We start from the raw sequence: 13,387 nt of genomic DNA, 5'->3' as shown, positions 1-13,387 counted from the left end.
GTGCAGCGCACGGCTCAAACGAAACCTTTTCTCCCCCGGTTGAACGATATTCGTCACCGTGGGTGGGTCTGGTCTCGATGCTGCTATGCAGTCGCGACCTGCTGCAGCAGCCAGTCGCGAAACAGCGCGATCATGGGCTCGCTTCGACGTCGCGGCGGTATCGCCAGCCAGTAGCCGGTCTCGATGTCCACGCTGTCCCGCCATGGCGGAACGAGCAGGCCGCGCTCGAGTTCGGCATCGACCAGTGGCTGCCGCCCCATGGCGATGCCGAAGCCGCTGGCGGCTGCTTCGTAGGCCAGTTGCAGCGTGTCGACGAAGAACGCCTTGTCGGGGGTAGGCGGAGGGTGGCCGGTGGCATCGCACCAGCTCTGCCATTCCTCATGTACCGTGCGCATGTGGATATGACAGATGCCGGCGGGATCGGCTCTTGCTTGGTCCACCAACGAGGGGGCACATACCGGTACCAGGCGTTCGCGGAACAATAGGTCGCAGGCAAGCGCGGGCCAATCGCCACGCCCCATGCGAATCGCCATGTCCATCTCTCCGGTTTCCAGCGATACCTGTTGCTGCGAGGTATCGAGCAAGACGCTGATGTCGGGGTTAAGGGCACGAAACTCGGCGAGCCGCGGCAACAGCCAGCGGACAGCGAAGAAAGGGGTGACGCTGATGGCCAAGCGCCGAGGCTCCTGCACGCCGAGCAGTCTTTCTGTACCGTCGCCTAGTAGCGTCAGCGACTCGCGCACGATCGCCGCATAGCGTTCGCCCTCGGCGGTCAGCCGAAGGCCTTGCGGGGTGCGCTGGAACAGCGCGATGCCGAGCCAGCGCTCGAGCGCACGGATGCCATGGCTCACCGCGCTCGGGGTCAGCGACAGCTCATCGGCGGCGACCTTGAGCTGCCCGAGTCGTGCGGCAGCTTCGAAAAGGCGCAGCGTGTTCAATGGGGGAGTCGTCGTGGCATCTTATCCCTCGCCCGGAGCGATATTTGTTCATACCATGAGAACCCCGTGGCGGCCATCCGTGGCGCCATGTAGTGCACGAGTGAGAGGAGTGGTGCCCAGGTGATGCCGAGAGACCCGAGATTCATCCCGATCCTGCTTACCCTGCTGCTGGCGGCCGGTTGTGCCGGTCGTGAGGCTTCGCAGGCCGAGCCTGCCGCCGACCCCGAGCCGGAGGTGTCGGCCGAGCCGGCTGCGAGGCCGGTGCCCACCACTCAGCACGATCGCTTCTGGGTGCCTCCGCTCTACGCCTCGCAAGAGGACGAGGTCCATTACTACATCAGCCGTTTGGCCGACAAGCGCTTCATCGACGTGCAGGGCGGCAGCGAGCACCCGAGGGTCTGGTACATTGCCGCAGAGCGGCTCGGGCAGATTGGCGAGCCGGCCGTGCCGATGCTGTTCGCGCTTATCGACACGCAAGATCAGTACGAGCTGATGCTGGTACTTTATTCCCTGCAGCTGGCGACCCAGGATCCGCAGCTAATGGCCCAGACAGGCGGCGATTACGTGCGCCTCACCGAAACGCTTGAGCAGAGCGCCAATGCGGAGAATCGCGCTATCGCCCTGGAGTGGTGGGAGCGGCATGGCTGGCGTTGGCAATAGGCAGCGAGATTTGGCGGCGGGCAAGCCGCTCGGGCATCTGCTATGGTCACGGCGAGACCCGCAAAGGACATGACGAGGAGGCGGCATCACATGGATCGCTACATGCGAGCCGCAATCGAGGAGGCCCGTATGGGCCTTACCGAGGGCGGGATTCCCATCGGTTCGGTGCTGGTGCACCGTGGAGAAATCATTGGACGCGGCCATAACCGGCGTGTCCAGTCCGGCAGTGCCGTGCTGCATGGCGAGATGGATGCGCTCGAGCAGGCTGGCCGCCAGCCGGCTTCGGTCTATCGCGACTGCACCCTGTACACTACGCTGTCTCCCTGTCCCATGTGCAGCGGCGCCATTCTGCTGTACGGCATTCCTCGGGTCGTCGTCGGCGAGAACCAGACCTTTCTGGGCGAGGAGGAGCTGTTGCGTTCCCGTGGCATCGAGGTCGAGGTCCTGCAGCTCGATGAGTGCATCGACATGATGACCCACTTCATCGAGACCTCTCCGGAACTGTGGAACGAGGATATCGGTGAGTAGGGCAACGATGTCATGAAACTGTCACACAGGAGGGGTACCGTTCGCCGGCAGTAACGCAAGCGTCATGTATTCGTCACATTCCAGGCACGGAGCAAGCGGCCCCCTCATGTCGAAATCCCCCCTTTCCTCCAACGCAACGCAGCGTGCGGCACTGGCCCGCGAGTCGGGACGTGAAGTGCCGGCCTGGATGCGCGGCGTCTATGCCGGCATCTGCCTGTACCTCTTCCTGGCGGCGCTCAATGTACTGGGCTCGGGCCTGGGCACCTTCGGCCAAGCCAGCGACTTCCTGACCCAGCTCTTCGCCTACGGCGAGAATCCCTTCGTTGCGCTGTTGGCGGGGGTGCTGGTGACCATGATCGTGCAGAGTTCTTCATTCACCTCGGCACTGATCGTGACCTTGGTGGCCAGCGGGGAGATGACGCTGGGCACGGCCGTATTCGCCATCATGGGCGCCAACATCGGTACCGCTGTCACCGGAGTGATCGTGGCACTGGCCAACGTGCGCATCCGGCGCAATTTCAGGCGCTCCTTCACCGCTGCGCTGATGCACGACTTCTTCAATATTCTCACCGTGCTGGTGGTGTTTCCGCTGGAACTCATCAGCGGCCTGTTCCATGAAGCGGGGCGCGGCATGTTCTCGCGCCTGGCGGGCTGGATGGCCGATGTGATCGGGCTCGAGGAAGTGGCACGCCCCAACAGTCCCATCAAGCTCATCACTCAGCCGGTCGTCGAACTTTTCAATGGTATCGGCGCCTGGCTGATGCCGACCCTGGCCGGGCAAGGGCTGCTGGTCGCCGGGCTGGGCCTGCTGTTGATGTTCATTGCTCTGATCTTCATGGTGCAGAACCTGCGTGGCGCCCTGTTGCGACACATGGACGGCCTGTTTCGAACCTATTTCTTCCGCAGCGACCTGCGGGCCTATAGCGTGGGGCTGGTCTCCACCGTGCTGGTGCAGTCGAGCACCATCACCAGCAGCCTGATGGTGCCCCTGGCCGGTGCCGGTGTGGTTCGCCTGCGGCGCGTGCTACCGTTCATGATGGGGGCGAACCTGGGCACTACGGTGACCAGCCTGCTGGCTGCGACCGCCAACCCGGTGGCTGCCGCCATGACTGTGGCGCTCTTCCATGTCACGTTCAACCTGACCGGCACCGCCATCTGGTGGCCGCTGCGCTATGTGCCGCTCAAGGTGGCGACCTGGTACGGAAAGCTGGCGGCGCGCCAGACCCGCTATGCCTTCATCTTCCTGATCGGCGTGTTCCTGGTGATACCACTGTTGGGAATCGGTGCCGTCGAACTTTTCACCAGCCTGCGCTGAGCGCGGTATTTCAGGAGTGACCTCCATGTTTCGTCAGCTATACAGCGCCCTGACTTCAGAGAACACCATCAACCAGGCTTTCGAGGACCTCACCCAGATGCTGCGGCACGGGGCCTGGATGTTCGATCGGGCCAACGAGGTCCTGCACAGCACGGCTCCCGCCGATGAGGTGCGGCAGCCGCTCTATGATCGCGATCGCAGCATCAATGAACTCGAGCGTTCGATCCGGCGCAAGGTACTTCGCCACCTGACCGTCAACCCGGGCCACGACGTGGCGATCTGCCTGGCGCTGATGAGCGTGGCCAAGGATGCCGAGCGCATTGGCGACTACTGCAAGAATGTCTTCGAGGTGGGGCATTTCTACCGCGAGGGCTTCCATGTCACCAAGTACCAGGAGCCGCTGGACAGGATCGCCGCCCAGGTGGTGGAGATGTTTGGCCTTGTCACCAAGGCGGCCCGGGATTCCGATGAGGCGCAGGCTCGCGAGGCCCTGGCCAAGGCTGGCGAAGTGCGTCCGCACTGCGATCGCCTGATCGAGGAGCTGTTTCGCGACGAGGACAAGGTCGAGTTTCACGAGGCCGTGGCCTACTCGTTGCTGGCCCGGCATTACAAGCGTGTGGCGGCGCACCTGGCCAATATCGCCACGGCGGTGCTTGGGCGCCTCGAAGATCTCGACTTTTACTCCGATGACGACGAGGCCTGAGTCGGGAGACAGGCTGGCAGGGAGTCGCGCAGCGAGCGTGGCAGAATATCGAGGTCGGCGAAGGTGCCCACACCTTCGCCGACCGTGTTGTCTGCCCCCATCATGATGACTTGATCGCGGGTCAGCGGCGGCTCGGGAAGCGGTGAGGCCAACAGGGCCGCAAGGTGCCAGAGCGGGAAGGGGATCGGTAGCACGGGGCGCTCATTCCCGAGATGAACCATGACCGATTCCACGACTTCCCGGTAGCTCAGGATATCCAGACCGCCTAGCTCGAATAGCCGGCGCTCGGTCGAGGGTTCGCCCATCAGCCGCACCACGGCCCTTGCTACGTCTCCGACATGCACTGGTTGCAGTCGGGTTTCCCCGTGACCGAAAAGCGGGACGAGGGGGAGCCGAGTCAGGTCCGCCAAGCGGTTCAGGAAGGCGTCCTGGGGGCCGAACATGACGCTTGGGCGCAGGATGACCGCCTTCGGGTAGACATCGATCACGGCTGACTCTCCGCGTCCCCTTGCTCTTACGTAGCGCGAGCGCGAGGCGCGATCGGCGCCTATGCCGGAGAGCTGCACCAAGGTGCTGACCCCGTGTGTCAGGGCTAGGCGGGCTAGGCGACCGGCACCTTCCACATGAACCTGCTCGAAGCTTGCCCCACGCTTTTCGACGTAAAGGCTGACGGCATTGACCGCGCCGTAGGCACCTTCGAGCGCCCCGCTCATATCGGCTTCGCTGCGGATATCGACACTCATGAGTTCAAGTGGATCCCCGGGTTCCGCCCATTCGGGCAGTGTCGGCCGACGTGCCGCGATGCGCACCGCATGGCCTGCATCGCACAGCTCTTGCACGACATGACGCCCGAGAAAGCCGGTGCCACCGAATACGGTAATGGGGGCCTTCGGCATTTCGTTTCCACCCCTTCGCTTGCGCCAGGGCCCGCCTTGCCCGTCTGCTGTCATTCAGACGATAGGCAGTGGCAGCGGACCGTTTTCCTTGACCGTTCTGATCGCAAAGCTGCTATCGACGGTACTGATTGTCTTCAGTTGACGGAAGTGCCGCAGCCATTGTTCGAAAGCCTGGATATCTGCGGTTATGACCTGCAACAGGTAATCGAAGTGGCCGGAAACGCTGTGGCACTGAACCACTTCCGGCATATGGCTCACGCTCTGCTCGAATTCTTCCACTTGCGCTTGCAAGTGTTGAGAGAGCCGGACCTGCACGAAGATCGTGACCATCAGGCCGAGCCGGGCCTTGTCCAGTTCGGCTCGGTAACGCGTGATCAATCCTGCCTGCTCGAGCCGGCGAATGCGGCGAGCGCAAGGGGAGGGAGAGAGGTTCACGAGTTCCGCCAGTTCGGCGGTGGTCAGACGGGCGTCCTGCTGGAGAGCTTCTAGCAGCATGCGATCGATGCGGTCGAGTTTGAGATTGCGCATGGGGTGCCTCGTCAATGTGGCGTTCAGTGGTTCCTTGGCCAATACGGCTAACCATCATGACAAGTCTGGCGAATACGGCTCGTACTCGCCAGTTCTCAAGCTGGCAATGGCTCGCGACGCCGTGCCTGAGGGCAGAGTGAGGCGAAGCGTTGACGGCCAGCACAGTCGCTTCGCACCATGTTGTATACACTGCGAGTACCAGATGTTTAATAAATTTAGCGCGCAGGTCAGGGAGGGGGAGCCGACATGGCAGGCATGAGCAGTGTACTGCACGCCTGGCGTGCCTTGGAGCGGCGGTGGCAAACCTGGCCGCAAAACGTACGTCACGTCTGTCGCGTCCTGACGCTGGGAAGCTTGTTGGCGCTGGGTACGGCGCTCGTTTATGTCACCGGCGGTACCCGGTATGCCTACCCCTACCTGATGTTGATACCTGTACTGCTGGCGGGAGCTTGGTATACCTGGCGGGGCTCATTGCTAGTGGCGCTGATGGCTGGCCTGCTGATGGCAGCAATGCCGCTCTCCGTCGAAACGGGAGAGGTGCAAACGCCGCTCAACTGGATGATTCGCCTTGGGCTGTATCTGGTCATCGGAGGTTTCGCCGGAGGGCTGTTCGAGCGCCTGAGACAGAGCTATCTCAGTGTGGAGCTCGCGTCGCGTACCGATCCGCGAGCCGGGCTGCCCAACGAGATCGCGCTGGAAATGGACCTGTCACGCTGGCTCAAGCGGCCACCGCGGCAGGATGCCCGCAGCGTGGGCGTGGTAATGGTACGTGTCGAGGACATTGGCGAGATCATGGAGGCGCTGGGAGCGGATGCCTGCGATGAGTTGATGGTTGCGATCAGTCAACGCCTGACCCGACTTGGACCCAATCTCGTGGGCTGTTACCGGGTCGGTGGTGCCGAACTGGTGTTGCTTTTCTGGCCGGTCGGGCTCAAGGAACTCGAGCGCCTCGCCTGTAAGGCGGCGGATCTGGGCGAGGATAACCTAGTGGCGCTCGGGGTTCCGCTCCGGATTCAACTAGTGCTGGGCAGTTCGCTACAGAACGGCAGGGGGGCGTCGCCCGGCAGTCTGATCCGCGAGGCGAGAATCGCCATGCTGGCCGCCTCCGAAAAGCACCGGGTCCACTGCCATTTCCAGCCCTCCTTCGCTCGTCGCAGCGTACAGAACATCCAGCTCATCGCCCGTGTGCGTCGGGGCCTGGCCCAGGGCGAGTTCGAGCTCCATTACCAGCCCAAGCTGCGCCTGGCGGACGGACGTGTCAGTGGCTTCGAAGGGCTCATTCGATGGCGTGACGAACATGGCAACCTGATTGCTCCCGGTATGTTCATGCCCAAGGTCGAGAACACTACCTTGATTGCGCCGGTCACGCGTTTCGTCATGAGCGAGGCTTGCAAATTCGCTCGCCGCCATGGGGCAAGGTAAGCATCAACTTTTCGGTGCGCAACCTGATGGACGACGTCTTGTTGGAGGAACTGGGCCAGTTGGTCAAGCAGTCGGGCATCAGTCCGTCGCAGCTCGAAGTGGAAGTGACCGAGAGTGCGCTGGTGCACGATCTGTTCGCGGCCAAGCAGGCGCTGGAGCGCATACGCGGTTGTGGTATCCAGGTCAGCATCGACGACTTCGGGACCGGCTTTTCCTCCTTCGAGTACCTGCGCCACCTACCCATCACCGGGCTCAAGATCGACCGAGCCTTCGTCGAGGGCCTCGAGCAGGACGAGCGCGCGCGCAAGCTGATGGCATGTCTCATCGACGTGGGACATGCACTCGATTTACAGGTGACTGCCGAAGGCGTCGAGACCCAAGGGCAGCACCGCATTCTCCAAGAGCTGGGCTGCGAGCAGGCACAGGGGTTCCTTTATTCCAAGGCGCTACCCGTCGAGGAGCTCCTGGCCTGGCACCATGAGCGCGAACGCCTCCTCCGGCTGGGAGACCCTCTGGCCATCAAGCATCGATAGGCAACGCTTACAACGCAACAGAGCCTGTCGCCTTCCTCCTGCTGTCATCCGCATGCCGCTGAGCGGCGGCGATCCGTTGGAGTTCTCAAATGAGAACGATTGTATTTATTGATGCTAACGGCGCCGAACATGCTGCCATCTGGAGGTTTTCGAGGCTTCTTTCGCATGCGCAGGCTTCACATCGAACCCATACAGGACTAAAATGGTCCCAAATGGAGCGATGGCAATATCCGCATCGCGATACCCAGGAGTCAGGCATGCTGAAGCTTTCCCGGCTGACCGACTACGCCGCCGTGATCCTGGCGCAGATCGCCCGGCATCCCGAGCAGCCTCATGCGGCGGCAGAGCTGGCCGAGACCGTGCAGTTGCCGCACCCCACGGTGAGCAAGACCTTGAAGATGCTGGTCAAGGCGGGGCTGTTGGAGTCGCGTCGTGGCGCCCAGGGTGGCTACTCGCTGGCGCGGCCGGCGTCGCGGATCACCGCCATCGACATCATTACCGCCATCGAAGGGCCGGTAGCGATGACCGAGTGCAGTCATGCCGAAGGTGACTGCGACCTGCTCGCGACCTGCGGCGTTTCCGACAACTGGAAGCGCGTTTCACTGGCGGTACGCACCCTACTCGACAGCGTGACCCTGGCCCACCTGGCCGATACCGCGCCGATCAAGCTACCGGTTCAGTTACCCATACAGAGCGTGAGCCTGGCCGCCGACACGGCCTGAACCATCGAACAGAATTCATTACCCGAGGCGAGCTTGCTCGCCAGCCCAACCGCCCGGGAGGGGAGAGAACATGGCAAGTCAGGAAATGGAACAGCTGGTCCGCCGCGAATACAAAGAAGGCTTCGTGACGGACATCGAGAGCGAGACGGTACCGCCGGGGCTCGATGAGAGCGTCATTGCGTTCATTTCCAACAAGAAGGGCGAGCCCGAATGGATGCTCGAGTGGCGCCTCAAGGCCTACCATCAGTGGCTCAAGATGAAGGAGCCCTCCTGGGCGCATCTGGACTATCCGCCCATCGACTACCAGGCGATCTCCTACTACAGCGCACCCAAGCGTCCCGAGGACCGCCCGCAGAGCCTCGACGAGGTCGATCCCAAGCTGCTCGAGACCTATGAGAAGCTGGGTATTCCGCTGCACGAGCGTGCCGCCCTGGCTGGCGTGGCGGTGGACGCGGTGTTCGACTCCGTATCGGTGACCACCACCTTCAAGGAGAAGCTGCACGAGGCGGGAGTGATCTTCTGCTCGATCTCCGAGGCGATCCGCGACTACCCGGAGCTGATCAAGCAGTACCTGGGCACGGTGGTACCGGTGGCGGACAACTACTTCGCCGCGCTCAACTCGGCGGTGTTCACCGACGGTTCCTTCGTCTTCGTGCCCAAGGGCGTGACCTGTCCGATGGAACTCTCCACCTATTTCCGCATCAACGCGGCCAACACCGGCCAGTTCGAGCGCACCCTGATCATCTGCGAGGAGGGGGCCCAGGTCTCGTACCTGGAGGGCTGCACCGCGCCGATGCGCGACGAGAATCAGCTTCACGCAGCGGTGGTTGAGCTGGTGGCGCTGGATGACGCCTACATCAAGTACTCCACGGTGCAGAACTGGTATCCCGGCGACGAGGATGGCAAGGGCGGCATCTACAACTTCGTCACCAAGCGCGGCGACTGTCGCGGCGATCGCTCGCGCATCAGCTGGACCCAAGTCGAGACTGGTTCCGCCATCACCTGGAAGTACCCCTCCTGCGTGCTGCGCGGCAAGGACAGTATCGGCGAATTCTATTCGGTAGCGGTGACCAATGGCCGTCAGCAGGCCGATACCGGCACCAAGATGATCCACATCGGTGAGGGTACGCGCTCTTACATCGTCTCCAAGGGTATCTCTGCCGGCCGCAGCAATCAGTCATACCGCGGACTGGTCAAGATCGGTCCGCGGGCCAAGGGCGCGCGCAATTTCACCCAGTGCGACTCGCTGCTGATCGGCGACAAGTGCGGGGCGCATACCTTCCCGTACCAGGAGATTGGCAACAGCACGGCAACCATCGAGCACGAGGCGACCACCTCGAAGATCGGCGAGGATCAGCTGTTCTACTGCCAGAGTCGCGGCATCTCCGAGGAAGACGCGGTGAGCATGATCGTCAACGGCTTCTGCAAGGACGTGTTCCAGGAGCTGCCGATGGAGTTTGCCGTGGAAGCCGAAGCTTTGCTCAACGTCACTCTGGAAGGCGCTGTTGGTTAATGCCGTTTTCTCAAGTAGCCGGGCGAGATGAGCGCCGGGGACAAGACGAAGCGAGGGTCTTTTGCCATGGATGGCAAAAGTAGCGCCCAGGGATGGGTTCACAGCGCCCTCGCTAAGCCTTGGCGCCGGAGAAGCTCATCCAGATTAAGCGTGTGGTATGTCCATGCAGCTTAACAACGAATCCATTTGTGCAAGTCGCCGCGGCGGCTCGCCAGAATCGAAAAGGTACTCATGATGCTCGAAGTCAAGGATCTGCACGTCAAGGTGGAAGGCAAGAACATCCTCAAGGGCCTCAGCCTGACCATCAACGCCGGGGAAGTGCACGCCATCATGGGCCCCAACGGGGCCGGCAAGTCGACCCTCTCGGCAGTGATTGCGGGCAAGGATGGGTATGAAGTGACCCAGGGGTCGATCACCTTCGAGGGCCGGGACGTGTTGGAAATGGAAGTCGAGGAGCGCGCCCAGGCGGGCCTGCTGCTGGGCTTCCAGTATCCGGTGGAGATCCCCGGCGTGAAGAACATCTATCTGCTCAAGGCGGCGCTCAACGCCCAGCGTGAGGCTCGCGGCGAGGGAGAGGTCCCGGCGCCGGAGTTCATGAAGCTGGTCAAGGAAAAGCTGGCGCAGATGAAGATGGATGCCAGCTTCCTGCAGCGCGCCGTCAACGAGGGCTTCTCCGGCGGCGAGAAGAAGCGCAATGAGATCCTGCAGATGCTGGTGTTGCAGCCCAAGCTTGCCATGCTCGACGAGATCGATTCAGGTCTCGATATCGACGCCATGCGCGTGGTGGCCGATGGCGTCAACTCCCTGCGCGACGAGAAACGCGCCATCCTGCTGGTGACCCACTACCAGCGCCTGCTCGACTACATCGTGCCAGATCGGGTGCACGTACTGGTCGATGGCCGCATCGCCAAGAGCGGCGACGCCGAGCTGGCTCGTGAACTGGAAACCCGCGGCTACGATTGGGTCGTGGAGGAGTCCGCTGCATGAGCGATGTCGAACAGCAAGCAAGAGAGGTGAAGGCCTTTCTCGACCGCCTCGCGGAGCGCAATGCCTCCCGCGGACAGGAGCCGACCTGGATTGCCGCGCGGCGCCAGGCTGGTGCCGCGCGCTTCGAGGCGCTCGGCTTCCCCACGCGGCGCGACGAGGCGTGGAAGTACACCGACGTGCGCGCCATCGCCCGTGGCGACTTCGTGCTGACCGATAACGCCGAGTTCTCGCCGGCCTCGGCCGCGGCGCTGACGTTGCCCATCGAGGCGTATCGCCTGACCTTTGTCGACGGCGTTTTCTCGCCGGCGCTCTCCGATCTGGGCGATTTGCCCGGCGGCGTGGCGGTGTTGCCGCTGTCCCAGGCGTTGGCCGAGAATCACGAGGCCGTTGGCGGCCCGCTGGGCCGGCTGACCGGCGTCGAGTTCTCACCGTTCTCGGCGCTCAATACCGCTTTCATGGAGGAGGGCGCCGTGGTGCGCCTGGCGCCGGGCAGTGTGGTGGAGAAGCCGATCCTGCTGCAGTTCCTGTCAAGGGCCAACGCCGAGCCGGTGATGAGCCACCCACGCATCCTGGTCGAGGCCGGCTCCCGCAGCCAGGCCACGCTGATCGAGCATCACGTCGGCGAGAGCGAGGCGGCCAATTTCACCAACCTGGTGGCCGAGCTGATGCTCGACCGCGGGGCGATCCTGACCCACTACAAGCTGCAGGAGGCGCCGCTTGGTGACCTGCATGTGGCCAGCATTCACGTCGAGCAGAACCGCGATAGCCGCTACACCTCGTTCAATCTAAACCTGGGCGGCGGGCTGGTGCGCAACGACCTGATCGGCGAGCTCAACGGCGAAGGGGCTGAGACCAACTTCTATGGGTTGTTCTACGGCCAAGGGCGTCAGCACATCGACAACCACACCCTGGCCAACCACAACGCCCCGCGCACCTTCTCCAACGAGAACTACAAGGGCATCCTCGATGACCGTGCTCGTGGCGTGTTCAATGGCAAGGTAGTGGTCAAGCGCGACAGTCAGAAGATCGAGGGCTTCCAGAGCAATGCCAACCTGCTGCTCTCCGATCGCGCCGAGATCGACGCCAAGCCGGAGCTGGAGATCTACGCCGACGACGTCAAGTGCTCCCACGGCACCACCACCGGCCAGCTCGACGAAGAGGCAGTCTATGCCCTGCGTACCCGCGGCATCGACGAGCAAACCGCGCGTGGCCTGCTGACCCTGGCCTTCGCCGGCGAGGTGATGGAGCTGGTCGATCTGGACGCTATCTCCGAACGGGTGGAGCTGGCAGTGGCCGGCAAGCTGCCGGAACGTTTCAACCTGGCCGGGCTGGTGGAAGCCGCCGTGGCCCTGCACGACGAGTGATTCGAGGAGAACGCGGATGAACCACCTGGCCACCGAGCGACCGCTCAGCGCACCGGCCTTCGACGTGGCCGGGATTCGCGCCCAGTTCCCGATTCTCGAGCGGCAGGTGCATGGCCGCCCGCTGATCTATTTCGACAATGCTGCCACCAGCCAGACGCCATTGGCGGTAATCGATACCTTCCGCGACTACTTCTGCCGCTACAACGCCAATATTCATCGTGGCCTGCACACCCTGGCCGACGAGGCGACGGCGGCTTATGAAGCGACTCGCGAGACGGTGCGCAATTTCCTGAATGCCGCCGACCGGCGCGAGATCGTCTTCACCCGTGGCACCACCGAGGCGATCAACCTAGTGGCCAACAGTTGGGGCCGTGCCAACCTGAAGGCCGGCGACGAGGTGCTGGTCTCGCTGCTCGAGCATCACTCCAACATCGTGCCGTGGCAGCTCCTGGCCGCCCAGCTCGGCATCAAGGTCAGGGTGATTCCGGTGGACGAGCGCGGTGTGCTCGACCTCGACGCCTACCGTGCGCTGTTCACCGAGCGCACCCGGCTGGTGGCGGTCAACCACGTCTCCAACGCCTTCGGCACCATCAATCCGGTACGTGAAATGGCGACCATCGCTCACGAGCATGGTGCCCTGATCTTGGTCGACGGTGCCCAGGCGGTGCCGCACCAGCGGGTTGACGTGCGTGCCATCGAGGCTGATTTCTACGCCTTCTCCGGCCACAAGGTCTATGGTCCCACAGGGGCAGGTGCGCTCTACGCCAGGGCCGAGTTGCTCGAGGCCATGCCGCCATGGCAGGGCGGCGGTGAGATGATCAAGAGCGTCTCCTTCGACGTGCCCACCACCTTCGCCGACATTCCCCACAAGTTCGAGGCGGGTACGCCGGCCATCGCCGAAGTGATTGCCCTGGGCGTGGCGCTGGACTGGGTCCGCGGCGTGGGGCTCGAGCGTATCGGTGCTTGGGAGGCGACGCTGCTGGAGCGCGCCACGATGGCGGTGTCGCGCATTGACGGGCTGCGCATACTGGGGACCGCACCGGACAAGGCTGGTGTGCTCTCCTTCGTCGTCGACGGGGCGCATTCGCAGGATATCGCCCTGTTGATCGATCAGCTCGGCGTGGCCATTCGCACGGGCAACCACTGTGCCCAGCCACTGTTGGCGCACTTCGGTGTGACGGCGACTTGCCGGGCGTCGTTTGCCGCCTACAACACGCTGGAAGAGGTCGACGCCTTCGTCGACGCCCTCGAGCGTGTCATTGGCATGGTGCGCTGAGC

The 13,387-nt window shown here is 63.0% G+C and carries 12 protein-coding genes and 1 pseudogene; 10 read left to right on the top strand and 3 right to left on the bottom strand.

Annotated elements, in window-relative coordinates; all coding sequences use genetic code 11:
• Positions 1-83 precede the first annotated feature (83 nt).
• Entirely contained in the window at positions 84-938 is an 855-nt protein-coding gene (locus EKK97_RS15835) for a LysR substrate-binding domain-containing protein (protein ID WP_159553328.1), read from the bottom strand.
• A 123-nt stretch (positions 939-1,061) separates the two neighbouring features.
• On the opposite strand from EKK97_RS15835, the gene EKK97_RS15830 reads away from it, so the two are divergent.
• The 4 genes from EKK97_RS15830 to EKK97_RS15815 all read left to right on the top strand — a co-directional run bounded on the left by EKK97_RS15830 (position 1,062) and on the right by EKK97_RS15815 (position 4,144).
• Positions 1,062-1,598 (top strand): hypothetical protein, encoded by a 537-nt coding sequence (locus EKK97_RS15830; protein WP_159555824.1) that lies wholly within the window; start codon positions 1,062-1,064, stop codon positions 1,596-1,598.
• A gap of 90 nt (positions 1,599-1,688) precedes the next feature.
• Positions 1,689-2,126, top strand: coding sequence for a nucleoside deaminase (locus EKK97_RS15825; RefSeq protein ID WP_159553326.1), 438 nt, complete (start codon positions 1,689-1,691; stop codon positions 2,124-2,126).
• A gap of 106 nt (positions 2,127-2,232) precedes the next feature.
• On the top strand, positions 2,233-3,441 hold the full coding sequence (locus tag EKK97_RS15820; protein ID WP_234287155.1) for a Na/Pi cotransporter family protein: 1,209 nt from the start codon (positions 2,233-2,235) through the stop codon (positions 3,439-3,441).
• Positions 3,442-3,466: 25 nt separating this feature from the next.
• Complete coding sequence (locus tag EKK97_RS15815) at positions 3,467-4,144, top strand: phosphate signaling complex PhoU family protein (protein ID WP_159553324.1); 678 nt, start codon at positions 3,467-3,469, stop codon at positions 4,142-4,144.
• Here the strand turns inward: EKK97_RS15815 and EKK97_RS15810 are convergent.
• Positions 4,120-5,040 carry a complex I NDUFA9 subunit family protein gene (locus tag EKK97_RS15810; RefSeq protein ID WP_159553322.1) on the bottom strand — a complete coding sequence of 307 codons (921 nt, stop codon included), beginning with the start codon at positions 5,038-5,040 and terminating at the stop codon, positions 4,120-4,122. The genes EKK97_RS15815 and EKK97_RS15810 overlap by 25 nt on opposite strands.
• A 54-nt stretch (positions 5,041-5,094) precedes the next feature.
• Positions 5,095-5,610 carry an Lrp/AsnC family transcriptional regulator gene (locus tag EKK97_RS15805; protein WP_340162877.1) on the bottom strand — a complete coding sequence of 172 codons (516 nt, stop codon included), beginning with the start codon at positions 5,608-5,610 and terminating at the stop codon, positions 5,095-5,097.
• A gap of 204 nt (positions 5,611-5,814) precedes the next feature.
• On the opposite strand from EKK97_RS15805, the pseudogene EKK97_RS15800 reads away from it, so the two are divergent.
• From EKK97_RS15800 to EKK97_RS15770, 6 genes and pseudogenes are all read left to right on the top strand, one after another.
• Positions 5,815-7,523: pseudogene (locus EKK97_RS15800) on the top strand (putative bifunctional diguanylate cyclase/phosphodiesterase).
• Between the two features lie 257 nt (positions 7,524-7,780).
• Positions 7,781-8,245, top strand: coding sequence for an SUF system Fe-S cluster assembly regulator (locus EKK97_RS15790; protein WP_159553306.1), 465 nt, complete (start codon positions 7,781-7,783; stop codon positions 8,243-8,245).
• Between the two features lie 70 nt (positions 8,246-8,315).
• Positions 8,316-9,758 carry a Fe-S cluster assembly protein SufB gene (gene sufB, locus EKK97_RS15785; protein WP_159553304.1) on the top strand — a complete coding sequence of 481 codons (1,443 nt, stop codon included), beginning with the start codon at positions 8,316-8,318 and terminating at the stop codon, positions 9,756-9,758.
• Positions 9,759-9,992: 234 nt separating this feature from the next.
• Positions 9,993-10,745, top strand: a complete 753-nt coding sequence (sufC, locus tag EKK97_RS15780; protein WP_159553302.1) for a Fe-S cluster assembly ATPase SufC — start codon at positions 9,993-9,995, stop codon at positions 10,743-10,745.
• Positions 10,742-12,109, top strand: coding sequence for a Fe-S cluster assembly protein SufD (gene sufD, locus EKK97_RS15775; protein WP_159553300.1), 1,368 nt, complete (start codon positions 10,742-10,744; stop codon positions 12,107-12,109). The genes sufC and sufD overlap by 4 nt, the downstream gene beginning before the upstream one ends.
• Positions 12,110-12,125: 16 nt before the next feature.
• Positions 12,126-13,385 carry an aminotransferase class V-fold PLP-dependent enzyme gene (locus EKK97_RS15770; RefSeq protein WP_159553298.1) on the top strand — a complete coding sequence of 420 codons (1,260 nt, stop codon included), beginning with the start codon at positions 12,126-12,128 and terminating at the stop codon, positions 13,383-13,385.
• The last annotated feature ends 2 nt before the right edge of the window (positions 13,386-13,387 follow it).

It is taken from the genome of Billgrantia tianxiuensis, from assembly GCF_009834345.1.
Classification (GTDB): domain Bacteria; phylum Pseudomonadota; class Gammaproteobacteria; order Pseudomonadales; family Halomonadaceae; genus Halomonas; species Halomonas tianxiuensis.
This window is presented reverse-complemented; position numbering and strand designations above follow the sequence as displayed.